Here is a 25,535-nt window from a genome sequence, read left to right as displayed (position 1 = left end):
CGCCGGTGCGCGCGGCGGTCACGCCGGCGCCCGCGAGCGCGCAGAGCGCGGCACCCGCGGCGAGGACCGCCAGGGTCCGCCGCCGCGGGGCGCCGCGCTCCGCGCGCCCGGCCGGTCCGTCCATGCGCGAGATCCTATTGACCGTGTCGACCGCCGCGCGTGGTCCGGCCGGCGAGCGCGGGGCTCACTTCGCGTAGTCGGGGTAGCCGTAGCCGACGATCTGGTCTGCCGACCGCTCGCGGATCTTGACGGCGTTGGAGGTGTTGCCCTCGACGGTGCGGACCTTGCCGCGGCCGGCCTTCTCGATCACCATCCCGACGTGCACGATGTCGTCGAGCGACTTGCCGCCGCCCCAGTCGAAGAACACGATCGCGCCGGGGCGGGGCTCGGTGCCCCAGCGGCCGTTCTCCTTGAACCACTTGGCGTGCTCGACCGTCCAGGCGTCCTTGCCGAGCTGGTCGCTGAAGCCGATGCGGTCGCCGATCCAGGAGATGAACATGCTGCACCAGGCGGCGTCGTCGTAGGCCTTGATGGAGCCGCCGTCGCGCGCCACGGTCTCCCTGGCCCGCTCGGTCGACATGTACCAGTCCTGGAACTTGGTCTGGCCGGAGCCGTTCTCGGAGATGCCGACCTGCGACTTGGCCAGCTCGATGGCGTCGTCCGCCGTGGGCTTGGCGCGCTTGGCCTTCCGGGACTCGGACGAGGCCCGCTCGCCGGAGGCCCTCGCCTTGCCGTCCTTGCCATCCTTGCCGCCCTTGCCGTTCCCGCCCTCCTCGACGTCCCCGCCGGGCTTCTTCGCCTGGGCCGCGGCGGCGGCCAGGGAGGCGCCGGGACGGTCGGCGGAGCCGGCCTCGCCGGCGAACGCCTGCGTCGTGACGGCGGCCAGGCCGACGACGGTGGCGCCGGCGACGATGCCGCCGGTGGTGCGGAGGGAGACGACGAGGGGATGGGTCCTGCGGTGCTTTCCTGCCACGGAGGGCTCCTCAGCTTCCATGCCGCCTACCGGGTTAGCTGACGGGTTCGGGCGTGGAAGCTGCCCTACGGCGCGTACGGGCGCGCGCCGGCGTCGGGCCGGTGCGGGCTGGTACGAGGCCGATTCACCCCATGGGACATGTGGGTCCCCGGTTCCGCGAGAGCGGATTCGGCGGGTGGGCGCCCGTGCTCCGGGCGCCCGCTATCGGGTCTGGTCAGGTCTTCCCGGGCCCTCGGGGGCGAGGGCGCCGCGGGAAGGAGAAGGGGGTACGGGCGGCCCGGCGAATCGGGACGCGCCCACGGCCATGGCCCGATGGGAGGGCCGCCGCGAGGCGCCGGCGGCGCCCATGCGCGCTGCCGGTGTGCTCACTGGACGGCCGGGCCGGCCGGTCGGGAGAGGCGCCGGCACCTGGGAGGCGCCGAGCGGGGGCGGCACCTGGGGGGTGCCGCGGGGGCGGGTGGTGCTGGAGTGCACCACGGGCCGGGAACGACGCCTGGGGGACGCCGTAAGTGGGACACAAGGTACCAAAGGTCGCGAACTTGGCAAATAGGGCACAAAAAACCGGCGGACCAGGAATAACTCCTGGTCCGCCGGTAGGGGGTGCTCGGGGCTCGCGGTCCTTAGGGCCGGCCCGCTCCGTAGTAGTTGGAGAGGTAGTAGCCCGAGGTGATGCTCACGACCTCGACGTTCTTGCCGGTACGCGGGGCGTGGATCATCTTGCCGCCGCCCACGTACATCCCGACGTGCCCGAGGTTGTTGAAGAACACCAGGTCGCCGGGCTGCAGGGCGCTCTTGGAGACCCGCTTGGTGGCGGCGTACTGCGAGTTGGTCGTCCGCGTGATGCCGACGCCCGCCGCCGCCCACGACTTCATGGTCAGGCCCGAGCAGTCGTAGGAGCTCGGACCCGCGGCGCCGTACGAGTACGGCTTGCCGAGCTGGGCGTAGGCGAAGTTCAGCGCGGTGCGCGCCGAGCCGCTGGCGGGCCCGTTGTAGCTGCCGCCGGTGGCGCCGCCGCCCGAGGACGTCGGCTCGCCCAGCCGGGCCAGCAGCTTCTTCTGCTTGGCGATCGACTTGTCGACCTCGGTCTTCTTGGCCTTCACTTCCTTGGCCTTGCCGAGCGCCTCGTCGTAGGCGGCCTTGGCCTGCGCCTGCTCCCGCCGCACCCGCTGGGCCGAGGCCAGGAACTGGGCCATCTCGGAGCTGCGGTTGCGCGACAGGTGCGAGAACACGGCGGCCTGGTCCAGCACGGCCTGCGGGTTCTCCGCGCCGACGAACCCGGCGACGTCGCCGGTGTCGCCCTGCTTGTAGGCGTTGGCGGCCATGGCGGCGATCTTCGTGCGGAGCTGCTCGAAGGTCGCCTGCTCCTCCTTGCCCGCCGCCTGGGTCGCCTTCCACTTCTTCTTGGCGACCTTGAGCTTCTCGTTCGCCTGGTTGTACTTCTCCACCAGCTGCTCGACCTGCTCGTTCAGCTTGGTGAGCTTCTTGCGGGCGTCGGCCGCGCTCGGGTCGGCGTGCGCAGCGGTGGCGGGGAAGGCGAGCGAGGCGGTCACGGCGAGGCAGACGGTCGCCGTGAACCGGCGGGAGGCGCCGCGTCCCGCGATGAAGCCCTGACGGGAGCGCCCGGGAGCCCGGCCCGCCTCGGTGATATCACTGGCCACGATCGGTTGTGCCCCTCTCGTCCACGATGTCAGCGGACGACACTAGCGACGGGCAACACCCGTCACAACCGATTCGTTGGTCTTCGACGCCTGAATACGGGCTTTATCGGCGTTCCGTGAGATTAAGATCACGAAGCGCACTCGCCCGGGAGGGGTTTCGGCCGCGGTCAGGACCGGCCGAGCCGGCGGAGCAGCAGCGTGGAGGGCGCGGGCGGGGCGCCGGCCCGCCGCGCCGCGTCGGCCACCTCGCGGTCGGCCGACACGACCACCACCGCCCGCCCGGGCGGCTCCGCGCGCACCAGCTCGCCGATCAGCTCGTCGGCGGTGCTGCCCGGCCGGCTGAACAGCACCCGCACCCCGCGCGGCGCCTGGATCGCCACCGGGGCGTCCAGCTCCGCGCCGTCGAACACGCAGGTGACCTCGGCGCGGGTCTGCGCGGCCAGCCCGCCCAGGCCCGACAGCAGCCGGGTGCGCTGGTCGGCCAGCGGGAGCCCGCCGTACCCGGTCTTGGTGACGTTGTAGCCGTCCACCAGCAGGTGCACCTGGGGGAGCGTCAGCAGCCGGTCGAGCAGGTGCGGGTCGTCGTCCGACAGCGCGCGTCCGGGCAGCGCGGCGTGCCCCGGGCGGTCCGGTCCGGCGCCGGCGACCACGTCCGCGGGCCGCGCGATCGTCGAGGGCAGCGCCAGCTCCCGGCGCACCCCCTGCGCGGCGTCCACCAGCGTGTCGAGCAGCATCCGCAGCCGCACGTCGTCGACGTTGCGCCCCTCCCGGGACGCGCGCCGCGCCGCCTCCGCCGACGTCTCGGCCCGCTCCAGTTTCGACCGCAGCTTCCGCAGCTCCTTGTCCGCCGCCGCGGTGCCCTCGCGCGCGGCGGCCAGCTCCTGCTCGGTGCTCTCGGCCAGCGCGTCGGCGCGCTCCTGCGCCGCCTTGGCCCTGGTCCGCGACTCGTGCAGCTTGCGGCGCAGCTCCGCCACCTCGGACTTGGCGTCGCGCAGCTCGGCGCGCAGCCGGTCCACCTCGGCCGACCGGGCCGTACGGGCCGCGGCGACCTCGGCGCGCAGCTCGGCGATGCGCCGCTCGGCGGCCTCGCCCTCGGACGCGCTCGCGGACCGCTCCAGCTCGGCGCGGGCCGCCTCCACCAGCCGGGTCCAGCCCGCGGGACGCAGCAGGTACGCGAGCACCGCCACCCGGACCGGATCGGCGGCCGGCGGCGGCCGGCCCTCCCGCACCGCCTCGGCCAGCTCGGGCTGCGCCTCGGCGAGCGGGCCCGCCACGCGCTCCCGGAACGCCTCGTCCTTCTCCAGCTGGCCCGCGATGTGCTGGCCCGCGAGCTTGGCGCGCTTGCGGCGCTCGAAGCGGGCGAACCGGCGCAGCGGCAGCGGGACCTCGTCGGCCGGGAGCGCCCCGATCAGCTCGGCGGCGGCCTCCACGACCCCCGCCCGCACCGCTTCGGGGAGCGGGCGCGCCAGGCGCTCCGCCGCCTCCGGGCCGCTGTCGATGATCCCGCTCCTCACTGGCTCGCGACCGGCGCGAGACCGGCTCATGTGCGCGTGTGCGCAGCTCTCTCAACCCTAGCGGCCCGCTCTTCTGTCGGTGGCGTGCTCTACGGTCGCCGCCATGACGGCCGCACGATCCGAGCCCCCCGCGGCTCGCCCCGTCCAGGGCACCCTCGCCGACCTGGGCACCCCCCTCGCGGACGTGACCTTCGTGGTCGTGGACCTGGAGACCACCGGCGGCTCGCCGGCCGAGTCGGCCATCACCGAGATCGGCGCGGTCAAGGTCCGCGGCGGCGCGCACCTCGGCGAGTTCGGCACCCTGGTCGACCCCGGCGGCGAGATCCCGCCGTTCATCACCGCGCTGACCGGCATCACCCAGGCGATGGTCACCGCCGCGCCGCGGATCGAGTCGGTGCTGCCGGCGTTCCTGGAGTTCGCCCGGGGCTGCGTCCTGGTCGCGCACAACGCCCCGTTCGACATCGGCTTCCTCAAGGCCGCCTGCGCCCGGGAGGGGTACGCCTGGCCCCCGTTCGCCGTGATCGACACCGTCGACCTGGCGCGCCGCGTGCTGACCCGCGACGAGGTCCGCAACTGCAAGCTGGAGACGCTCGCCCGCTTCTTCCGCACGCCCACGCAGCCGTGCCACCGCGCCCTGGAGGACGCCCGCGCCACCGTCGACGTCCTGCACGGCCTGATCGAGCGGATCGGCTCGTTCGGCGTCACCTCCCTGGAGGAGCTGCGCGGCTTCGCCAAGGCCCCGACCCCCGAGCAGCGGCGCAAGCGGCACCTGGCCGACGACGTGCCCAGCGCCCCGGGCGTGTACGTCTTCGAGGACGCCTCCGGCGAGGCCCTCTACATCGGCAAGAGCGGCGACCTCAGGAGCCGGGTGCGCAGCTACTTCACCGGCTCCGAGACCCGCCAGCGGGTGCGCGAGATGGTCGGGCTCGCCGAGCGCGTCCGCACCATCGTGTGCGCCACCGGGCTGGAGGCGGAGGTCCGCGAGCTGCGCCTGATCGCCGAGCACAAGCCGCGCTACAACCGCCGCTCCAAGTTCCCCGAGCGGGTCATGTGGCTCAAGCTCACCGTCGAGCCGTTCCCGCGGCTGTCGATCGTCCGCGACTGCCGCGACGACGGCGCCGCCTACCTCGGCCCGCTCACCTCCCAGCGGCAGGCCGAGGAGGCGCGCGCCGCGCTGCACGAGGCCGTCCCGCTGCGGCAGTGCACCCAGCGGCTGACGCCCCGGCTGATCGAGGGCGGGAAGGCGCGCAGTTGCGCGCTGGCCGAGATCGGCCGGTGCGGGGCGCCCTGCGAGGGCCGCGAGAGCGCCGAGGCGTACGGCCTCCACGTCAGTTCGGCCCGGTCCGTGCTGGCCGGGGACGTGCGCCCCGTGGTCGCCGCCGCCCAGGTCCGCATCGACCGGCTCGCGGCCGAGCAGCGCTACGAGGAGGCCGCCGTGCAGCGCGACCGGCTGGCCGCGTTCGTCCGGGCCGCCGCGCGCGCCCAGCGGCTGGCCGCGCTGGCCGGCTGCGCCCAGGTCGTGGCCGCCCGGCCCGCGTTCGACGGCGGCTGGGAGCTGGCCGTGGTCCGGCACGGCCGGCTCGCCGCGGCCGGCACGATCCCGCCGCGCGCCCGCCCCCGCCCCTACGTCGACGCGCTCATCGCCACCGCCGAGACCGTCTTCCCCTGGTCGGACGCCACCGGCGCGCCGGGCGGCGCGGCCGCCGCCCAGGAGATGGAGTGCGTGCTGCGCTGGATGGAGTCGCCCGGCGTCCGCCCGGTCGAGATCGACGGCACCTGGACGTGCCCCGTCCACGGCGCCGAGCGGCTGCGCGGCTGGATCGACAACGCCTACGCGGCCCGTCCGCCCGGGGAGCCGAGGACCGGCCGCCCACTAAGGTGAGCGGACGTCCGGTTCCGGATTCCCGGCGATCTGCGAGGATCCACTTCCATGGCCATGCCCCTCTACGACAGCCAGCCCACCCGGCGCGTCCCGTGGGTGACGTACCTGCTGGTCGCAGCCAACGTGGTGGTCTTCCTGCTCACCCCCATGGCCAACTTCTCCAGCTGGTACGGCGACGGCAAGGTCCGCGAGTGCAACGCCGCCCGCTTCACCTTCGAGCACGGCGCGGTGCCCAAGGAGCTGACCACCGGGCGGCAGCAGCCGATGCCGGCCGAGGTGACGTCCCAGTGCGGCCCCGCCGACTTCGACAAGGCGCCGTGGTTCTCGGCGTTCTCCTCGATGTTCCTGCACTCGGGCGCGCTGCACCTGCTGGGCAACCTGGTGGCGCTGTTCGTGGTCGGGATGGGCGTGGAGGACCGGCTCGGCCGATGGCGGTACCTGCTGGCCTACCTGCTGTTCGGCCTGGTCTCGGTGTACGGGTTCGCCTACGTGTCGCCCGACTCCACCACGCCGCTCATCGGCGCGTCAGGCGCCATCGCCGGGGTGCTGGGCGCGTACCTGATCCTCAACCCGCGCGGCCGCATCGTCAGCCTGGTCCCGCCGGTCATCGTGATCCGGCTGCCCGTCTGGGTCGTGCTGGGCTACTGGTTCGTCCTGCAGTGGCTGTCGCTGGGCGACACCGAGAGCAACGTCGCCTACGTCGCCCACATCGCCGGCTTCCTGGCCGGGATGGGCTTCGCCGCCCTGGCCCGGCGGGCCGGGCCGTCGCGCCGCCTGGCCGCCCTGAGCCGCGGCTAGCCGGACGCTGCCGATAGAGTCGGGCTGTTTCCGGATCCGACGGTTCCCGAGGGGGAGGGCGCAGTGGTCACTGCGATCGTGTTCGTCAAGGCCGACGTCGCGCGCATCCACGAGGTGGCCGAGAGCATCGCCGCACTCGACGGCGTCAGCGAGGTCTTCTCCATCACCGGCGAGTTCGACCTGATCGCGATGGTGCGGGTGCGCCGGCACGACGAGCTCAACGACGTGATCCCCGGCCGGCTCAACAAGATCCCCGGGATCCGCGACACCGAGACCCACATCGCCTTCCGCACGTACTCCCGGCACGACCTGGACGCCGCGTTCGCGCTCGGCCTCCCGGACGCGGACTAGGCGTCCGGGAGCCGTTCAGAGCCTGTTCAGAGCCCGCTCAGAGCTCGCTCAGGGGCGCAGCGACTGGGTGACCTTGATCCAGCGGTCCAGGGTGGCGGCCGCCGCGCCGGTGTCGATGATCTCCCCGGCCCGCTCGTAGGCCGCCCGCAGCGCCCCGGTCAGCTCCGCGGGCGGGGGCGCGCCGTCGTAGGCGACCATCAGCGCGGCCGCGTTGAGCCGCACCATGTCGCGGACCGCGCCCGGCTCCCCGGCGAACACCGCCCGGGCCACCCGGGCGTTGAACGGGGCGTCCGCGCCGCGCAGGTCGTCCGGCGCGGCCGGCGGGATGTCCAGCTCGGCCGGGTCGAACGTGGTCTCGGTGGCGGTGCCGTCCCGGACCACCCAGACCGCCGAGGTGCCGGTCGTGGTGAGCTCGTCGAGGCCGTCGTCGCCGCGGAACACCAGCGACGAGCAGCCGCGCTCGGCGAACACGCCCGCGACGATGCCCGCCATCCGCGGATGGAACACGCCCACCGCCTGGGTGGTCGTCCGCGCCGGGTTGGTCAGCGGGCCGAGGAAGTTGAAGACCGTGGGGGTGCCCAGCTCGCGGCGCGGCCTGCCGGTGTACTTGAACGCCGGGTGGTACAGCGGCGCGAAGCAGAACGTGATGCCGACCTCCTCGGCGGTCCGCGCCGCGCGGTCGGCCGGCAGGTCGATCGCGACGCCGAGCTCCTCCAGCAGGTCGGCGGCGCCGCAGGAGGACGAGGCGGCGCGGTTGCCGTGCTTGACGACCTTCACGCCCCCGGCCGCGGCCACCACGGCGGCCATCGTGGAGATGTTGACGGTGTGCGCCCGGTCGCCGCCGGTGCCGACCAGGTCGCCGAGCCGGCCCGGGACCTCGATCGGGGTGGCGTTGGCCAGCATCCCGTCCGCCAGCCCGGACACCTCCGCGACCGTCTCGCCCTTGGCCCGCAACGCGATCGCGAACCCGGCGATCTGGGAGTCGGTGGCCTCGCCGGCCATGATCTGGTTCATCGCCCAGGAGGTCTCCCGGCTCGTCAGCGACTCGCCGTCGAGCAGGGCGTTGAGCAACGCTGGCCAGCTGGTACGCGCATCCATGGTTCCCCCAGGGTGGGACGGGTCCGAGGGGACGTGCGGGGGACGGCCGAACGGCCGCGCGCCCCGTCGGCGGGGCGCGCCCCCGCCTCCCCGGCGAGTTGGCTTCTACAGGGCCGGAAGGCGGTTCGCGGCGCGGTCGCGCATCAGCTCGGCCACCGCGTTCGCCAGCGCCATCGGGTCCAGCGGCAGGCCCACGACCTTGTCGGCGCGCGACCAGGTCGCCAGCCAGCCGTCGTCGCGGCGGGCGATGATCGCCAGGAACGGCGGGCAGTCGTACACCTCGTCCTTGGCCTGCCGGCAGACGCCCAGCCCGCCGGCGGGCTGGGCCTCGGCGTCGACCACCGCGACGTCGATGCCGCCCTCGTCGAGCCGCTCCACCACGGCGGGCTGGGTGGCGCACTCCACGTACTCGACCGCGGGGAGGTCGGCGGCGGGCCGGCGCCCGATGGCGAGCCGGATCCGGGAACGGGTGTTCGCGTCGTCGCTGTAGACGAGAACCTTCATCGGGCTCTCCGGGGCGGTGCTCATGGCTGAGAAGGTTACCGGCCCGGTACGTCTTCGGCCACGGCCGCCTCGGTTCGGGCCGGCCGGAGCGCCGCCCGCCCCTGTCCAGCAGGCGTTACGGGCGCCGCGGGGGCCGCCGCAAGAGCGCGCGCGGGGCGCGCCCGGGACACGCTCGGGGGTCGCTGAAGGGGGGTCCTGCACGGGACCCGGGACCGGTGACGTAATAATGTCGCCCGTGGCAACAGCATCCGCGATACAGACAACACCTCACGCTCGGGCGAATCGTCCCAACCTGGTCAGCGTGGGGACGATCGTTTGGCTGTCGTCCGAGCTGATGTTCTTCGCGGCTCTGTTCGCGATGTTCTTCACGATCCGCTCTGTGACGATCGGCCAGCAGGGCGAGCACGCATGGCCGGGAGCCCACCTGGACCTGCCGCTTTCGGTGTTCAACACGACCATCCTGGTGCTGTCCTCGGTGACCTGCCAGATGGGCGTGTTCAAGGCCGAGGCCGGCAAGGTCGGCCGGGACGGCGGACTGCTGAACTTCCGCCGCTGGGGCCTGCGCGAGTGGTACGTGCTCTCGTTCCTGATGGGGGCCTACTTCGTGGCCGGTCAGGCCTACGAGTACTACAACCTCGTCACCCACGAGGGCATGACGCTGGCCTCCTCGGCCTACGGCTCGGTGTTCTACCTGACGACCGGCTTCCACGGTCTCCACGTGACCGGCGGCCTGATCGCGTTCCTGTTCGTCCTCGGACGGACGTACGCGGCCAAGCGCTGGACCCACGAGCAGGCGACGAGCGCGATCGTCGTGTCGTACTACTGGCACTTCGTGGACGTGGTCTGGATCGGCCTGTTCGCGACGATCTACCTCCTCGACCTCTGACCTGACAGACCTTCTACCGACGACATGACCCGAACGGGGATTTCCGTGAAAAGGTTCACCGCATGGCGACGGCGCCCGTGGGCGGGCTACGCCGTCGTGCTGGCGGCCCTGGCGGCGATCGGCGTTATCTACGCCGGTTTCCAACCGCAGCCCGACCACGCCCAGGCGGCGAACACGGCGCAGGCCGCAGATGATCTGCAGAACGGCAAGCAGCTGTTCGAGAAGAACTGCGCCAGCTGCCATGGCCTGAACGGCGAGGGCACCAAGGACGCCAAGGGCAACGCGATGGCCCCGAGCCTGATCGGGGTGGGCGCCGCATCTGTCGACTTCCAGGTCAGCACGGGCCGGATGCCCGCGATGAACCCTGGCGCGCAGATGCCCCGAAAGGAGCCGATCCCCGCCTTCGACGTCAACATCAAGACGGACTACGAGGACCCGGAGCAGCGCGAGGCCGCCCTCAAGCAGAAGGCGCAGGCCGAGAAGAACCTGCGCGACCTGAACGCCTACATCCAGTCCCTGGGCGGCGGGCCCGAGGTGCCCAGCGCCGAGGCCGTGGACCCGGAGAAGGGCGACGTCGCCCTCGGCGGCAAGCTCTTCCGCACCAACTGCGCCCAGTGCCACAGCTTCGTGGGCTCGGGCGGCGCGCTCACCGGCGGCAAGTACGCCCCGCCGCTGGACACCAGCGACGTCACCCCGACGCAGATCTACGAGGCCATGCTGACCGGCCCGCAGGCGATGCCGGTGTTCAACGACGGCACGCTCACGCCCGAGGACAAGCGCGCCATCATCGCCTACATCGTGCAGACCCGTGAGGAGCCCAACCCGGGCGGCAACGGCCTCGGCCGCATCGGCCCGGTCTCCGAGGGCCTGGTGGGCTGGCTGGTCGGGCTCGGCCTGCTCGTCCTGGCGGCGGCGTGGATCACCGCGAAGAAGCCGAAGAAGCTGAAGAAGTCATGAGCGACAACAAGGACACGACCGGCTCCGGCAGGGAGCCGAGCGCGCACGGCGGCACGCCCGAGCGCGTGGTGGGCACGCCGTCACCGGCGGCGGAGAAGCACCTGCTGGCCAGCGAGGACGTCTCCGCTCCGGCGGGGGCGGGACAGGAGCTGGACGAGAAGTCGGCCAAGCGCGCCGAGCGGATCGTCGCCCTGTTCTTCCTGCTCGCCTTCGCCGGCAGCGTGGCGTTCATCGCCTACTACATCGGCTGGAGCGGCCGCGACGGCGGCATGCACGGCATCCACCGGGCCAAGGAGTCCAACCTCTGGCTCGGCGGCATGATGGCGCTGTCGTTCCTGGCACTGGCCATCGGCGTCACCATCTGGGTGCGCCGGCTGATGACCAGCAAGCCGATCGTCCAGGAGCGGCACGAGCAGCGGGCCTCCGAGGAGACCCGGCAGGCGTTCACCCGGGACTTCCTGGAGGGCGCCGAGGACAGCGGCATCACCAAGCGGCCGCTGCTGCGCCGCACGCTGCTGCTGGCGGCCGCGCCGCTCGGCCTGGCGCCGCTGGTGCTGCTGCGCGACCTCGGCCCGCTGCCGGAGAAGCGGCTGCGCCACACGTTCTGGGGCGAGGCCGTCAAGAAGGCCAAGAGCGAGGGCAAGAAGGGCGTCCGGCTCGTCGTCGACGGGACGAACAAGCCCCTCAAGGTCAGCGACTTCAGCTCGCCCGGTGCGATGATCACGGTCCTCCCCGAGGGGATCGAGGAGGACGCGCACCACCCGCTGAACGAGATCGCCAAGGCGGTCACGATCCTGATCAACGTCCCGGCCGACCAGTTCAAGCCGGCCAAGGGCCGGGAGAACTGGCACGTCGGCGGCATCGTGGCGTACTCCAAGATCTGCACCCACGTGGGCTGCCCCGCGGCCCTGTACGAGCAGACCACGCACCACATCCTGTGTCCGTGCCACCAGTCCACGTTCGACGCCACCGACGCGGCCAAGGTCGTGTTCGGCCCGGCGGCGCGCGCGCTGCCGCAGCTTCCGCTGGGCGTGGAGAACGGTTACCTGGTGGCCACCGACGACTTCCCCGAGCCGATCGGACCGAGCTTCTGGGAGCGCGGATGAGCGAGGCAACCGCCCCGAAGGCGGTCGACGGAACGCTGAACTTCCTCGACGACCGCCTGGGCTCCACCACCTTCTTCAAGCGGAACGTGAAGAAGGTCTTTCCGGACCACTGGTCGTTCATGCTGGGCGAGATCGCCCTGTACTCGTTCATCATCCTGCTGCTGACCGGGACGTTCCTGACGCTCTGGTTCCAGCCGAGCATGCACGAGGTGGTGTACGACGGGTCGTACACCAAGCTGCAGGGCGTGAAGATGTCGGAGGCCTACGCCTCCACGCTGCACATCAGCTTCGACGTCCGCGGCGGCCTGCTCATGCGGCAGATCCACCACTGGGCGGCCATCCTGTTCATGGCGTCGATCATGGCGCACATGCTGCGGGTGTTCTTCACCGGCGCGTACCGCAAGCCGCGCGAGCTGAACTGGCTGATCGGCGTCGGCATGTTCACGCTGGGCATGGTCGAGGGCCTCTTCGGCTACTCGCTGCCCGACGACCTGCTGTCCGGCACCGGCCTGCGGATCACGCAGGGCGTGCTGGAGTCGATCCCGGTGGTCGGCACGTACGGCTACATGTTCCTGTTCGGCGGCGAGTTCCCCGAGGGCAACAACGGGGAGATCATCCCGCGGCTGTTCACGCTGCACGTGCTGCTGATCCCGGCCCTCATCCTGGGCCTGGTCACCGCGCACATGATGATCATGTGGCACCAGAAGCACACCGCGATGCCGGTCAAGAACCAGACCGAGAAGCAGGTGTACGGCTACCCGTTCTACCCGGTCTTCATGGCCAAGACGGGCGCCTACTTCCTGTTCACCTTCGGCGTGCTGGCGCTGCTCGGCGCGTTCGCCCAGATCAACCCGATCTGGCTGTTCGGGCCGTACGACCCGGGCGCCATCTCCTCGGCCTCCCAGCCGGACTTCTACATGGGCATCCTCGAGGGATCCCTGCGGATCATGCCGAACTGGGAGATCACCGCCTGGGGCTACACGCTCAGCCTGAACGTGCTGATCCCGGCGCTGATCCCGCTGGGGATCGTGTTCGGCGGCGCGGCCGTCTGGCCGTTCCTGGAGCAGTGGGTGACCGGCGACAAGCGGCACCACCACGTCAACGACCGGCCGCGCAACGCCCCGGTCCGCACCGGCGTGGGCATGGCCGCGGTGACGTTCTACGGCATCCTGTGGCTGGCCGGCGCCAACGACGTGATCGCCGAGCGGTTCCACCTCTCGCTGTTCGCCACGACCTGGTTCTTCCGGTTCACGGTCTTCATCGGGCCGGTGCTGGCGTACATCATCACCAAGCGGATCTGCCTGGGCCTCCAGCGCAAGGACGCGGACGTGATCGGGCACGGCGTCGAGAGCGGCATCATCCTGATGTCGCCCGACGGCAAGTTCAGCGAGCGGCACGAGCCGGCGCGCGAGGAGGAGCGGGCGGTGATCCTGAGCAAGGAGAACGCCCGTCCCGAGGCGCCCGCCGTCGACGCCAACGGCGTTCCGGCGCCGAGCAGCAAGGGCCCGATGGGGCACCTGCGCTCGCGGCTGCACCGGGCCTGGACGAGCGACGACATCGCCGTCGAGGAGCACGGCCACGGCGAGCACGGCGACGGGCACGAGGTCGCCGAGGGCGAGCGGAAGCAGCTCACCGACAAGCACTGACGGGCTCCGCGGAGTTCCGACGGGCTCGACGGGCACGGGGCCCGCCACCGGACCACCGGTGGCGGGCCCCGGCTCGCGTTCTGGGGAGACCGGGGAGAGATGACCAAGACCCTCGTCGTCACCAACGACTTCCCGCCCCGGCCGGGCGGCATCCAGGCGTTCGTGCACAACCTCGCGGTACGGCGCCCGCCCGGCTCGGTCGTGGTCTACGCGCCGGCCTGGACGGGGGCGGCGGAGTTCGACGCGGCGCAGCCGTTCCCGGTCGTGCGGCACCCGACGTCGCTGATGGTGCCGGAGCCGACGGTGCTGCGCCGGGCCGGGGAGATCCTGCGTTCGGAGGGGTGCGACTCGGTCCTGTTCGGGGCGGCGGCGCCGCTGGGCCTTCTCGCTCCCGCGCTGCGCGCGCGCGGCGCCGAGCGGCTCGTGGGGCTCACCCACGGGCACGAGGCGGGCTGGGCGGCGCTCCCGCTGGCGCGCGGCCTCCTGCGGCGGATCGGGGACGGCACGGACGCGCTGACGTACTTGGGGGAGTACACCCGGTCCCGTATGGCGCGGGCCCTGTCGCCCCAGGCGGCCACCCGGATGGCGTGGCTGGCGCCCGGCGTGGACGAGGAGGTCTTCCGCGCCGGGGCGGGCGGCGCCGAGGTGCGCCACCGGCACGGGCTCGCGGACCGGCCCGTGGCCGTCTGCGTGTCCCGGCTCGTACCGCGCAAGGGGCAGGACGCCCTCATCCACGCCTGGCCGCACGTGCTGAAGAAGGTCCCGGACGCGGCCCTGCTCCTGGTGGGCGGCGGGCCGTACCGCGCCGAGCTGGAGCGGCTGGCCGAGTCGCAGGGCGTCGCGCGGTCGGTCGTCTTCACCGGCAGCGTCCCGTGGGAGGAGCTGCCCGCGCACTACGACGCGGGCGACGTGTTCGCGATGCCCTGCCGGACGCGCCGCCGCGGGCTCGACGTGGAGGGCCTCGGCATCGTGTACTTGGAGGCGTCCGCGACCGGCCTGCCCGTCGTGGCGGGCGACTCGGGCGGGGCGCCCGACGCGGTGCTGGAGGGCGAGACCGGAGTGGTCGTGGACGGGCGTTCCGTGGCGGAGGTGGCGCGCGCGCTGACCGGCCTGCTGGACGACCCCGTACGGGCCCGTGAGATGGGCGAACAGGGCCGCGCGTGGGTGGAGCGCGAGTGGCGCTGGAGCCTCCAGGCCTCCCGGCTGGACGCCCTCCTGACCGGCTGACCGCGCCCGTCGTCCCCGCGGGTGCCGCGCCCGCCCCCGGCAGTGGCAGTATTCCTGTCATGGCGGACGTCGAAGACGCGTGGGAGCCGGTGTCCGAGGAGGCCACCGGCTGGTTGAAGGATCTCGATCCCGAGCACGGCCACACCGGCTACGAGCCCCCGCGCCGCCCGGACGCGGCGTGGATCCTGCACTCGATGTACGTGTGGAAGGACGGCCTGGTCACCACCACCCATGATGACGTGCTCCAGTCGGCCCGGGCGTCCGGGCTGGCCGAGCCCGACCCGGACGGCGACCTCATGGAGGGCGCCGTCGTCACCGGGACCCGGCTCGGCCGCGGCGGGCATCCCGGCGCGGGCTGGCGGCGGCTGCGGTGGGCCGAGCTGGCGCGCGGGTTCGGGGAGCCGGCCGTCCCGGCGGGGGAGCGGCCGGGCATCCGGTGCCTGCGCCAGGCGCACCCCACCGGCAGCTGGTCGGCGGCGATCGAGCCGCCCGCCGAGGGCTGCCTGGACCGGGAGGGCTGGCGGCGGCTGATGGCGCTGCTCGTCCGGCACGACGTGGACGGCGAGGACCGGCGCTGCTTCGCGTACTACTGCTCGCTCGTCACCAACGACTGGGACCGGGAGACCGTGCTGGCGGGCCGGCTCGGCGACGCCGCCGGCCTGTACGACCATCCGGCGGTGGAGAGCTGCCCGTCGAACCTGTGGGCGGACGACCGGTCGTGGGTCGTCTACTGCGACTGGGACCTGTGGGGCACCAAGGTGGTGGGTCCGCCCGCGCTCATCGAGTCGGTGCTGGCCGATCCGGAGCTGGAGGCCCTGCGGCTGCCCTGGACGGGCTGAGCGCCGAACGTGCGGGCCGCGGCCCGTACCCGGAGGACGGGAGGGCGCCCCGCCCCCGCGCCGCGGGCGGGACGCCGCTCCCGGGATCCCCCGGGTCAGGGGTGGGACCGCCCCGGCACTCCCGGAGACCGTTCCACGCGCTTCCCCGTCGAGGAGGGGTTCCGATCGGCGGTGCCCCGGCCCGGCGCCCTATGGGGGGAGAACCTGGAGGCGGGCGCGTCGTGCGGGACGGCCGGTCGCCGCGGATCGGAGGGGCGTGGACGGGAGTGCCGGGCGCGGCCCCGGCATCCGGCCGGGCGCCCGCGTGAGGAGGGGTGGGCCACCCCGCGGAGGTCGTTCACCGGGGTACCTCCTCCGTGCGCCGACGACCGTCTGACAGGACCGACGCTAAGTGCCGGAGGGGGTTGCGGCACGACCGTTATGCCGGGCTTAAGGCGAGCCTGAGCCGGACCTAAGCCGTTCCCCGGCCGCACCCCTCCCGACCTGCGGCGACACCGGATTCCGGGCGGCGCGGCCCATCAGGGCCACCGCCGGCCCGTTCCGCCCGCGATGCCCCGTGAGCAGGGAAGACGCCGGACGGCTCTTGGAGCCGGTGACGGATTCCGGAGGGTTTTCTTGTCACCATCTCCATAACGGGACCACCGGGGCGTATGCTCCGGGGTTGTCGGAACGGCCCCTGCGGGCCGTTCCAGGGCGCGGCGGGAGCGGAGCGGGTTCCGGCCGCCGTCCGCGACGATCAGGAACGCGCTCCCCGGAGCGCACGGAACCACGACGCCGTTTCGCCGAGCCTCCCCTCCTCCACAGGAGAGGACATGGCGCGACGCGACAGTAGGCATGCGTCCCAAAGCACGTATGAAGCCTTCTGGGCGGACCCGGCACGTCCCCGGTCCAGGCAACGCCCCCGGCGCGAGCAGCCGGCCGACCCGCGCAACGCGGGCGTAGGCGGCCCGCGGCCTCCGGGCCCGCGCGGCGGCGACGCACGCGATCGGCGTGCCCGCGAGCCGGGCCCGCCCCCGCGCGGCGGCCCCGGCCTGCCCGGCGGCCTGCCCGTTCCGCCGGCGCGCGGCGGGTCACCCCGCGCCACGCCGCCCGACGGCCTCCCGTGGTACGCCGAACCGGCCACCGCCCCGAGCGGCCCCGGCCTCCGCGATGCCGGTCTTCGTGATGCGGGCCCTCGTGATGCCGGACTCCGGGATCCCGGCCTTCTTGACCCCGGACCGCGTGATCCCGGACCGCGTGACCCCGGACTCCGGGATCCCGGCCTTCATGACCCCAGACTGCGTGACCCCGGACCGCGTGAGCCCGGACCGCGTGATCCTCGGCTTCGGGAGGCAGGCCGGGCCGCGGCGGTGCCGGTCGCGCGGCGGGAGGCGGCGCGGCCGGGCGACCGGGAACCGGTGGCCGCGCGGTCGTCGCACGGCGTGCTCCTGGGCGACGTCGAGTCGTCGGCCTTCTGGGACCGCGAGCCCGCGCAGCGGGCCCGGCCGGCGCGGCGGCGCGACCGTACCGGGAGCAAGAACCGCAGGGGCGGCGGGAAGCGGCCGAAGGCCCGCAGGCAGCACGCCGGGCCGCGGGCGCTGCCGCAGCAGCGGGCGCGCGGCGCGCGCGGCCCGGCGGACCGGATGCGCACCGGGACGCTCGTGTTCTCGATCGTGGTCGGGCTGTCGCTGCTGGCGATCGTGGAGCGGAGCCTGATCGAGGGCACGACGTTCGGCGACCCCGGCCCCGCGGGCAGCGACCTGCAGTTGCGGTCGCCAGGGCAGGTGGCGCAGGTGCCCCCGGACGCGGAACGGCGCCCGGCACCCGACCGCTCGGGACCCGTCGCGGCGGTGCCGGACACCCGCGCGCTGACCGAGCGCATCACCAGGCTCACCACCGACCAGCACGGGCTCGCGGCGCGGCAGGCGTACGGCGCCGCGCCCGACCGGCCGCCCATCGTCGGCGTCGACCGGGTGAGCGCCGACCGCCGGTGGGCCTTCGGAACGACCACGATCCCGGTCCCGGCGGGCAGCTCCGCCTCGCCCGAGGGGGCGTTCTTCGCCGGGCGGTGGGGCGAGGGGCAGTGGCAGGTCGCGCTGTCGGGGACGAGCTCGTTCAACGCGATCCTGGGGCGCATGCCCGCCGACGTGATGCCGGCGGCGGAGGCGGCGGCGCTGCGCCGGTACAGCTCGCTGACGGCCGAGCAGGCCGTGGCGGCGGCGAACGGCACCCGGGCCGGGGACGGGCTGATGCTGCCGTGGCGGCTCGGCAGGACATGGTCGATCGGCAGCGCCGACGGCGAGGGGAAGGCCCGGCCGCTGGCCGCGCTGGCCTTCTGGGGCGGCGACGGCCGGGTGCTGTCGGCCGCCGCCGGGCGGGTCTACCGGTTCTGCGCCGGCCGGACCGGCAGCGGGATGGTCATGGTGGTGCACCCCAGCGGGCTCGCCAGCACGTACTACCGGATGCGGGACGTGACCTCCGTACGCAGCGGCGGCACGGTCGCGCGCGGCGTGGCGCTCGGCCGGATCGGTGCCGAACGGCCCTGCGGCGGGGCGCCGGCGCCCCGGTCACTGGTCCAGTTCTCGCTGCGGCGCGGCGCCGAGGAGGTGCCGCTGGAGGGGACGCGGATCGGCGGCTGGACGTTCCGGCAGCGCGCCAGGCCCCTGCTCGGCTTCGCCGAGCGCGGCCCGATGCAGGTGCTCCCCGGCGGCCTGCTGGCCAACCTCGGCGCCGTCCCGGACGCGGACGGGCCGGGGCTCCCGAAGCCGGGGAACGGCGGAGGCGAGGCAGGCAAGGAAGGCAAGGAAGGCACGCCCGCGCCCTCAGCGACCCAGAACAGGAGTTCCACCAGTGCAGACGCGAAGTAGCGACGATCCCGCCGTGCCGACGTGGGCGCTGCGCGCCGTGCTCGTCGGCGCGGTCCTGGTGCTCATCGGCGCGGCGACCCCGCAGGGCGCCGCCGTGGCCGGCGACGTGCAGCGCTTCCTCTCGTTCTTCGCCGGGGTCTTCACCCTGCTGGCGTTGACGACGGCCGTGGTCAGCGGGCTGCTGGCGACCGAGCGGCTGATCCTGGCGATCCGGCACCGGGTGCTGGCGCAGGCGGTGCACCGCGCGGCCTCGGTGCTGGCGCTGACGTTCGTGGTCGCGCACATCACGATCAAGGTGGTGGGCGGGCTGGCGCTCCCGGCGCAGGTCGTGGTGCCCTCCGTGGGCCCGATCGGGTACGGGACGGTGGCGTTCGAGCTGATGGTCGTGGTGGCGGTGAGCGGGATGATGCGGGTCTGGTTCGCGCGCGGCGCCCGGCCGTGGGTGTGGCGGTCGATCCACTCGATCGCGTACCTGGCGTGGCCGCTCGGCATCGCGCACGGCCTGACCGCGGGACGGTCGGCGGCGACCTGGGTGACGCTGAGCTACATCGTGTGCGCCGGGTTCGTGGCGCTAGCGGTGATCGCTCGGATGTTCGTGATCGTCAAGCCGCGGGAGGTGCGCCGGGCCGGCGACGGCGTGCCGGCCCCGGCGGCGGCGCGCGGGCGGGAGGCCCGGTCGGCCGCGGGGCGGCGCGAGGACCGCCGCGCCGGCGAGTTCGGCCCGCGCGACGGCGAGCTGACGCGATGAGCGGCACGATCACCGTCTCCAACATCGGCGGCCCCAGGCTCACCCTGGGCTTCGACCGGTTCGACCGGCTCGACCTGGAGCGGCACAAGGCCGTGCACGGCAAGCTGAACACGCCCGTGCTGGAGGACCTGGTCGCGATGGCCGAGCAGGTCGACATGCGCGGGCGCGGCGGGGCCGGGTTCCCGTTCGCGCGCAAGCTCGCCGCCGTGGCGGCCCGGATCACCCATCCCAGCGCCGACCAGACCCGGCTGCTGCCCGGCGAGGACGAGGACCGGCGCCGGCCCGCCGCGGACGCGGTGGTCGTGGTGAACGGGGCGGAGGGCGAGCCGGGCAGCTCCAAGGACAAGGTGTTGCTCAGCCGGGCCCCGCACCTGGTTCTGGACGGCGCCTCGATCGCCGCGGCCGCGCTGGGCACCCAGCGCATCGTGGTGGCGGTCGAGGACGACGAGGCCGCCCGCTCCGTCCGGGCCGCGATGGTCGAGCGGCGGATGCCGGGCCGGGTGGTGCGGCTCTCCGAGCGGTTCATCTCCGGGCAGGCCGGCGCGGTGGTGCGGGCGATCAACGGCGAGGTCCCGATCCCGCCGGGCCAGAAGGTCCGGGCGGCGGAGTCGGGCGTGGACGGCTGCCCGACGCTGCTGTCCAACACCGAGACGTTCGCGCAGCTGGCGGTGCTGGTCTCGCTGGGCCCCGACCTGTACGCGTCGGCCGGCACCGAGGACGAGCCGGGGACCACGCTGCTCACCGTGGGCGGCACGCAGGTCGTCGAGGCGCCGTACGGGACGCCGCTGTCGGCCGCGCTCGGGCACTGCGAGACCGACGCCGGGCAGGGCGTGCTCGTCGGCGGCTACCACGGCATGTGGCTGGACCCGGCGGCGGTGTTCCGCGCAGTGCTGTCGCGCAAGGGCATGGCGGCGGTGAACGGCACCCTCGGGGCGGGGATCGTCCTGCCGCTGGCGCGGGGCACCTGCCCGCTCGGCGAGACCACCCGGATCGCGTCGTACCTGGCGGCGCAGTCGGCCGGGCAGTGCGGCCCGTGCCGGCTCGGGCTGCCCGACGTGGTCCGCGCGCTGAACGCGCTGAGCGACGGCTCGGGCAGCGTGGAGGACGTGCGCCGCGCGGCGGGCATCGGCCTCGGCCGGGGCGCCTGCACGCATCCGGACGGCACCGCGAAGTTCGTCCTGTCGGCGGTGGAGGCGTTCGCGGCCGACGTGGAGGTCCACCGGGTCTCCGGCACGTGCGGGCAGCCGGTGTACGGCGTGCTGCCGCTGCCGGTGCCGACCGGGGACGAGGGCCGGGTCGCGATCGACTGGAGCCGCTGCGACGGGCACGGGCTGTGCGCCTACCTCGTTCCGGAGCTGATCCAGCTCGACCGGTACGGCTTCCCGGTGGTGCTCGGCACCGACATCCCGGCGTGGCTGGAGCGGGACGTGCAGAAGGCGGTGGCGATGTGCCCCGCGCTGGCGCTGCGCGTCACCACCGGCATGCCCAGGACCGGCAGGGCCGGAAAGAACGGCAGGAACGGAAAGAGCACCGCCCGGCGCGGCTGAGCGGAAAACGGCGCCCATAAGGACCATAAGGACGCCTTAACGGGCCGTGAAATGCCTGGCCCGGCAATTCCTCCTGCCTATGCTCGATCTTGTGGCGAACGAAAAGAAAATCCGGCGAAAAATGCGATCCGATGAACCCCGGCGCTCCCCGGTGCGTATCTCCTGAAAACCCTTGCCAGGGGCGAGCGGGAAGCAGTCGAAAGGAGGGTGTATCCCTTTGCGGAAGTCGTACGGCATGGCGGAGGCGCGCCGGCTGCCGCGGCTGGGGCGCAGCCGGGCGGTGCTCACCGCGGCGACGATCCTGGCGGCGGCCGCCGCGTTCGTCGTGGTGATCGGGGCCCCGGGCGTGCCGGGGGCCCCGGCCGACGGCGACACCCGGGCCGGCCAGCTCGCGGGCGGCTACGTGCAGACCCGGTGGGGCCGGCTGAGCCCGTCCGACCGGAGCCTGCTGACGAAGGTCCGGGAGGCCGGGCTCTGGGAGATGCCCGCGGGCCAGCAGGCCCAGCAGCGGGCGGCCGCGCCGCGGGTCAAGGAGATCGCGGCGATGATCGCCGAGCAGCATCTGCGCCTCGACGAGGACACCCGCGCGGTGGCGGAGCGGCTCGACGTCATCCTGCCGAACGAGCCGAACGGCAGCCAGAAGGCGTGGCTGGCGGAGATGTCGGAGCAGTTCGGCGCCGAGTACGACCGCACGTTCGTGCGGCGGCTGCGCGAGGCGCACGGCCAGGTCTTCGCCCTGATCGCCCAGATCCGCTCGAAAACCGAGAACAGCGAGATCCGTGCCTTCGCGGAACGCGCGATGAGGTACGTGAACACCCATATGACGTTGCTGGAGAGCACCGGTCTCGTCCCCAAGTCGGCCCTTTTCTGAGGGCCGGCCGTCCCCGCTGACACGGAGTCCACATGAGAAGCAGGATGCGAAAGAGGAAAGGCGTGGCCGTCGTACTGCCGGCGCTGCTGCTGATGACCGCGGTACCGGCGGCGCCGGCCGCGGCGGCGGCCGCGCGGCCGTCCCCGACCGCCTCCGCCGACCCGGCCGAGCCGCCCGATCAGAACGGCGGGCAGCAGCCGCCCGGCGACCCGGGCGCCGACCCGTCGGCGCCGCCGGCCGACCCGTCCGCGGACCCGTCGGCGCCGCCGGCCGACCCGTCCGCCGATCCGTCCGCGCCGCCCGGCGAGGGCGAGGGCGGCGACGGCGGGGGCGGGAACGAGTCGCCGATCGCCGAGGGCCCCAACGCCGACGACTTCGCGAACATCCGGCAGGCCCCGCGGGTGCGCCAGGTGCGCAACATGCGCGGCGCCTCGCGCGGCACGTTCAGCTCCCGGTGCGGAACCAACCAGGAGGAGCATCACAACCCGGACAACTTCATCGTCGCGCCCGGCGTGCAGAACGGCGCGCACCACATCCACGACTACGTGGGCAACGAGTCGGCCGACGCGTTCTCGACCGACGAGAGCCTGGCCGCGTCCGGCACCACCTGCACCAACGGCGACCTGTCCACGTACTACTGGCCCGTGATGCGGGACCGGAACGGGCAGGACGACTCCGACGCCGCCCAGCAGAGCGCGGCCGACGGCAACGTCGGCTCGATCGTGCTGCCGTCCCGCGCGAACATCCAGTTCCGCGGCAACCCGCGCAGCAAGGTGACCGCGATGCCGCGGTTCATGCGGGTCATCATGGGCGACGCCAAGGCGGGCACCAACGGCCTCGCCAACGCGCGCGCGTTCTGGACCTGCAGCGGCTTCACCGACCGCGGGTTCACCGACAAGTACCCGCTGTGCCCGCGCAACAGCCAGGTCATGCGGGTGCTGGACTTCCCGAGCTGCTGGGACGGCCAGAACACCGACAGCGCCAACCACCGCGACCACATCAGGTTCCCGCAGCAGAACGGCGCCTGCCCCCAGGGCACCCAGGCCGTTCCCCAGCTGCGGCTGACGCTGAGCTACAACCTGCCCAACCGGGCGCAGGCGTTCGCGGTGGACTCCTTCCCCGAGCAGGGGCACGACCCGGTGACCGACCACGCCGACTTCGTGAACGTCATGCCCGACCGGCTGATGCAGCGCGCCGTGCGGTGCATCAACGGCGGGCGCCGCTGCTGACGCGGCCCGCGCCGTCCGCGGACGGCCCGGCGCGACGGCCGGTGCGGGGGACCGGGCACCCGGTACCCCGCACCGGCCGCGCCGCGTCCCGGGCCCGGTTCGTAAGATCGCGGATATGAACGTTGCCATCGCGGGAGGGCACGGGAAGATCGCGCTGCGGCTGGCCCGGCTGCTGGCCGCGCGCGGGGACACCGTGCTGAGCCTCATCCGCAATCCGGACCATGCCGACGACGTCCGGGCCGCCGGGGCCGGGCCGGTGCCGTGCGACCTGGAGCGGGCGGACGCCGCCGAGGTCGCCGAGAAGATCACCGGTGCCGACGCGGTCGTGTTCGCCGCCGGGGCCGGGCCCGGCAGCGGGGCCGGGCGCAAGGAGACCGTCGACCGCGCCGCCGCGGTCCTGGTCGCGGACGCGGCCGAGCGCGCGGGCGTGCGGCCGTTCCTGCAGATCTCGGCCATGGGCGTGGACACCGAGCCCGCCGCCGACCGGGGCGAGGTCTGGGCCGCCTACATCCGCGCCAAGAAGGAGGCCGAGGAGGACCTGCGGGCGCGCGACGGCCTGGACTGGCTGATCCTGCGCCCCGGCCGGCTCACCGACGACCCCGGCACCGGAACGGTCACGCTCGCCGCGCCGTACGTGGGCCACGAGGCCGTGACCCGCGACGACGTGGCCGCCGTGATCGTGGCGCTGCTGGACGCCCGGGGCGTGCGCCGCCGCGTGCTGGAGCTGATCGGCGGCGACACCCCGGTCGACGCGGCCGTCGCGGCCCTCGCCCGGGACGCCCGGGACACTCGGGAGTAGCGCTCAGGGGTGGCGCTCAGGAGTAGAGCGCGTCGATCTCGCCGGCGAAGTCCTTCAGCACGGCGTGCCGGCGGACCTTGAGGCTCGGCGTCATGTGCCCGGCCTCCTCGCTGAAGTCCACGCCGAGGATCACATGCTTCTTGATCGCCTCGGCGTGGCTGACGCTGCGGTTGGCGTCGGCCACCGCCGCGTCGATCTCGGCGACCAGGTCGGGGTCGGTGCGCAGCTCGGCGACCGTCATCGCGGCGGGCTTGCCGTTGCGCTCCTTCCAGGGCCCGAGCGCCTCCTCGTCCAGCGTGATCAGCGCGCTGATGAACTTGCGGCCGTCGCCGACCACCAGGCACTGGCTGATCAGCGGGTGGGCGCGCAGCCGGTCCTCCAGCGGGGCGGGCGCGACGTTCTTGCCGGCCGCGGTGACCAGGATCTCCTTCTTGCGGCCGGTGATGCTCAGGTAGCCCTCGGAGTCGAGCGAGCCGAGGTCGCCGGTGTGGAACCAGCCGTCCTCCAGCGCCTCCTTGGACGCGTCCGCGTTGTTCCAGTAGCCGGTGAGGATGTTGACGCCCTGGACGAGGATCTCGCCGTCCTCGGCGATCCGGACGGTGACGCCGGGGATCGGCTTGCCGACCGTTCCGATCTTGATGGCGGTGGGGCGGTTGACCGTGGCCGGCGCAGTGGTCTCGGTCAGCCCGTACCCCTCCAGGATCGTGATGCCCACGCCCCGGAAGAAGTGGCCCAGCCGCTCGCCCAGCGCGGCGCCGCCGGACACCGCGTACTCGACGCGCCCGCCGACGGCGGCGCGGAGCTTGCCGTACACCAGGACGTCGAAGACCTTGTGCCGGGCCTTGAGCCCGAAGCCCGGGCGGCCGTCCTGCAGCGCCCTGCTGTACGCGATCGCGGTGTCCGCCGCGGCGTGGAAGATCTTGGCCTTGGCCTTGCTCTCGGCGGCGGCCTTCTGCTCGGCGCCGTTGTAGACCTTCTCGAACACCCGCGGGACGGCCAGCAGGAACGTCGGCCGGAACGAGGCCAGGTCGGGCAGCAGGCTGGGGATGTCGCTGTGGCCGAGGACGATGCCGGCCTCGATGGTGGCGACCTGGATCAGCCGGGCGAACACGTGCGCCAGCGGCAGGAACAGCAGCGTCGAGCTGCCGTCGACGGCGATCTCGGCGATCGCGCCCTGGACGGCGTTGCGGGCCGTCGACACGAAGTTGGCGTGGGTCAGCTCGCAGCCCTTGGGGCGGCCGGTGGTGCCCGAGGTGTAGACCAGGGTGGCGAGGTCGGCGCCGGTCCGGGAGCGGCGGCGCTCCTCGATCGTCGCGTCGGAGACCTCGGCGCCGGACGCCGTGACGTCGTCCAGGTCGCCGGAGTCGATGCCCCACACGTGCTGGAGGCCGGGGAGGTCGCCGCGCACCGAGTCGATGGCGGCCAGGTGCGCGGACGTCTCGGCGAAGGCGGCCTTGGCGCCCGAGTCGCCGATGATCCACTCGATCTGCTGGGCCGAGGAGGTCTCGTAGATCGGCACGGTCACCGCGCCGGCGGCCCAGATGGCGTAGTCGAGGACGGTCCACTCGTACCGGGTGCGGGACATCAGCGCCACCCGGTCGCCGGGCTCCACGCCCGCGGCGACCAGGCCCTTGGCGACTCCGGTCACCTCCGCCGCGAACTCCCCGGCGGTCACCGACCGCCACGCGCCGCCGTCGCCGCGGCGCCGCAGCACGACCGTGCCGGGGCTCTCGGCGGCTCTGGTGAAGGGCGCGTCGGTCAGATTGGCGGATTCGGGGATCTCCACCATCGCGGGGACGCTGAACTCGCGCACGGCCCACTCCTCGGTTGACACGGCAGATGGCGGGGACGACGGTACAGCGTTCCCGCGGTCGAATGATACCCGTGAGTAGGTAATTCGTCCCCAGGTGACAATTCGCACGGCGATTTCCCTCGCCGCGGCTCCCGGGCGGGCAGCGCGCTGTTAACGGGGACGCAAAGTCCCCCGCGCTCCGCTCCGCGCGGGCGCCCGGTCGCCTACGCTCTGGTCCCGGGAAGAACCACCACCGGGACGCTG

General features: G+C 73.6%; 21 protein-coding genes and 1 riboswitch. Of the genes, 15 read left to right on the top strand and 6 right to left on the bottom strand.

The genetic code is table 11. From position 1 onward, the window contains the following. Nucleotides 1-184: 184 nt before the first annotated feature. The 3 genes from AB0881_RS34850 to AB0881_RS34840 all read right to left on the bottom strand — a co-directional run bounded on the left by AB0881_RS34850 (nt 185) and on the right by AB0881_RS34840 (nt 4,145). Nucleotides 185-973, bottom strand: coding sequence for a CHAP domain-containing protein (locus AB0881_RS34850; RefSeq protein WP_366624038.1), 789 nt, complete (start codon nt 971-973; stop codon nt 185-187). 7 nt (nt 974-980) lie between these two features. Further along, nucleotides 981-1,157, bottom strand: a riboswitch (cyclic di-AMP (ydaO/yuaA leader). 436 nt (nt 1,158-1,593) lie between these two features. After that, nucleotides 1,594-2,631, bottom strand: a complete 1,038-nt coding sequence (locus tag AB0881_RS34845) for an NlpC/P60 family protein (RefSeq protein WP_366624036.1) — start codon at nt 2,629-2,631, stop codon at nt 1,594-1,596. A 167-nt stretch (nt 2,632-2,798) separates the two neighbouring features. Next, nucleotides 2,799-4,145: an NYN domain-containing protein gene (locus AB0881_RS34840; RefSeq protein ID WP_366624034.1), complete on the bottom strand. Its 1,347-nt coding sequence runs from the start codon at nt 4,143-4,145 to the stop codon at nt 2,799-2,801. Nucleotides 4,146-4,248: 103 nt separating this feature from the next. Between AB0881_RS34840 and AB0881_RS34835 the strand changes: the two genes are divergently transcribed. The 3 genes from AB0881_RS34835 to AB0881_RS34825 all read left to right on the top strand — a co-directional run bounded on the left by AB0881_RS34835 (nt 4,249) and on the right by AB0881_RS34825 (nt 7,176). After that, complete coding sequence (locus tag AB0881_RS34835; protein ID WP_366624032.1) at nt 4,249-6,027, top strand: DEDD exonuclease domain-containing protein; 1,779 nt, start codon at nt 4,249-4,251, stop codon at nt 6,025-6,027. Nucleotides 6,028-6,075: 48 nt separating this feature from the next. Next, the gene (locus tag AB0881_RS34830; RefSeq protein ID WP_366624030.1) at nt 6,076-6,825 is read left to right on the top strand and encodes a rhomboid family intramembrane serine protease; all 750 of its coding nucleotides are present in this window, start codon (nt 6,076-6,078) and stop codon (nt 6,823-6,825) included. Nucleotides 6,826-6,888: 63 nt separating this feature from the next. Then, nucleotides 6,889-7,176 (top strand): Lrp/AsnC ligand binding domain-containing protein, encoded by a 288-nt coding sequence (locus tag AB0881_RS34825; protein ID WP_366624028.1) that lies wholly within the window; start codon nt 6,889-6,891, stop codon nt 7,174-7,176. Nucleotides 7,177-7,224: 48 nt separating this feature from the next. On the opposite strand, the gene trpD is transcribed toward AB0881_RS34825, so the two are convergent. After that, nucleotides 7,225-8,274 (bottom strand): anthranilate phosphoribosyltransferase, encoded by a 1,050-nt coding sequence (trpD, locus tag AB0881_RS34820; protein WP_366624026.1) that lies wholly within the window; start codon nt 8,272-8,274, stop codon nt 7,225-7,227. A 105-nt stretch (nt 8,275-8,379) separates the two neighbouring features. Next, a complete protein-coding gene (locus tag AB0881_RS34815; RefSeq protein ID WP_366624024.1) occupies nt 8,380-8,802 on the bottom strand; it encodes a hypothetical protein in 423 nt (140 codons plus the stop codon). A gap of 202 nt (nt 8,803-9,004) precedes the next feature. On the opposite strand from AB0881_RS34815, the gene AB0881_RS34810 reads away from it, so the two are divergent. The 12 genes from AB0881_RS34810 (at nt 9,005) to AB0881_RS34755 (ending at nt 23,479) form a co-directional block, all read left to right on the top strand. Next, nucleotides 9,005-9,664, top strand: a complete 660-nt coding sequence (locus tag AB0881_RS34810; RefSeq protein ID WP_366624022.1) for a heme-copper oxidase subunit III — start codon at nt 9,005-9,007, stop codon at nt 9,662-9,664. A gap of 45 nt (nt 9,665-9,709) precedes the next feature. After that, nucleotides 9,710-10,621, top strand: coding sequence for a c-type cytochrome (locus AB0881_RS34805; RefSeq protein ID WP_366624020.1), 912 nt, complete (start codon nt 9,710-9,712; stop codon nt 10,619-10,621). Continuing rightward, nucleotides 10,618-11,727, top strand: a complete 1,110-nt coding sequence (locus AB0881_RS34800) for a Rieske 2Fe-2S domain-containing protein (RefSeq protein WP_366624018.1) — start codon at nt 10,618-10,620, stop codon at nt 11,725-11,727. The genes AB0881_RS34805 and AB0881_RS34800 overlap by 4 nt, the downstream gene beginning before the upstream one ends. Next, a complete protein-coding gene (locus AB0881_RS34795) occupies nt 11,724-13,373 on the top strand; it encodes a ubiquinol-cytochrome c reductase cytochrome b subunit (protein WP_366624016.1) in 1,650 nt (549 codons plus the stop codon). The genes AB0881_RS34800 and AB0881_RS34795 overlap by 4 nt, the downstream gene beginning before the upstream one ends. Before the next feature lie 99 nt (nt 13,374-13,472). Continuing rightward, nucleotides 13,473-14,600 (top strand): glycosyltransferase family 4 protein, encoded by a 1,128-nt coding sequence (locus AB0881_RS34790; protein ID WP_366624014.1) that lies wholly within the window; start codon nt 13,473-13,475, stop codon nt 14,598-14,600. Nucleotides 14,601-14,659: 59 nt separating this feature from the next. Further along, a complete protein-coding gene (locus tag AB0881_RS34785; protein WP_366624012.1) occupies nt 14,660-15,439 on the top strand; it encodes a hypothetical protein in 780 nt (259 codons plus the stop codon). A gap of 1,349 nt (nt 15,440-16,788) precedes the next feature. Further along, complete coding sequence (locus AB0881_RS34780) at nt 16,789-18,285, top strand: hypothetical protein (RefSeq protein WP_366624010.1); 1,497 nt, start codon at nt 16,789-16,791, stop codon at nt 18,283-18,285. After that, nucleotides 18,269-19,033, top strand: a complete 765-nt coding sequence (locus AB0881_RS34775; RefSeq protein ID WP_366624008.1) for a hypothetical protein — start codon at nt 18,269-18,271, stop codon at nt 19,031-19,033. The genes AB0881_RS34780 and AB0881_RS34775 overlap by 17 nt, the downstream gene beginning before the upstream one ends. Continuing rightward, nucleotides 19,030-20,580, top strand: coding sequence for a ferredoxin (locus AB0881_RS34770; protein ID WP_366624006.1), 1,551 nt, complete (start codon nt 19,030-19,032; stop codon nt 20,578-20,580). Before AB0881_RS34775 ends, AB0881_RS34770 begins: the two co-directional genes overlap by 4 nt. Nucleotides 20,581-20,797: 217 nt before the next feature. Further along, nucleotides 20,798-21,451, top strand: coding sequence for a DUF4142 domain-containing protein (locus AB0881_RS34765; RefSeq protein ID WP_366624004.1), 654 nt, complete (start codon nt 20,798-20,800; stop codon nt 21,449-21,451). A 62-nt stretch (nt 21,452-21,513) separates the two neighbouring features. Next, nucleotides 21,514-22,680, top strand: coding sequence for a DUF1996 domain-containing protein (locus AB0881_RS34760; protein WP_366624002.1), 1,167 nt, complete (start codon nt 21,514-21,516; stop codon nt 22,678-22,680). A gap of 115 nt (nt 22,681-22,795) precedes the next feature. Then, nucleotides 22,796-23,479 (top strand): NAD(P)H-binding protein, encoded by a 684-nt coding sequence (locus tag AB0881_RS34755; protein WP_366624000.1) that lies wholly within the window; start codon nt 22,796-22,798, stop codon nt 23,477-23,479. Nucleotides 23,480-23,495: 16 nt separating this feature from the next. Here AB0881_RS34755 and AB0881_RS34750 read toward each other — a convergent pair whose 3' ends face one another. Further along, complete coding sequence (locus AB0881_RS34750) at nt 23,496-25,292, bottom strand: long-chain fatty acid--CoA ligase (protein WP_366623998.1); 1,797 nt, start codon at nt 25,290-25,292, stop codon at nt 23,496-23,498. Nucleotides 25,293-25,535 lie beyond the last annotated feature (243 nt).

It is taken from the genome of Spirillospora sp. NPDC029432 (assembly GCF_040703975.1).
Lineage (GTDB): Bacteria > Actinomycetota > Actinomycetes > Streptosporangiales > Streptosporangiaceae > Spirillospora.
Note: the sequence above shows the minus strand (reverse complement) of the source record. Positions and strands in the feature narration are given on the sequence as shown.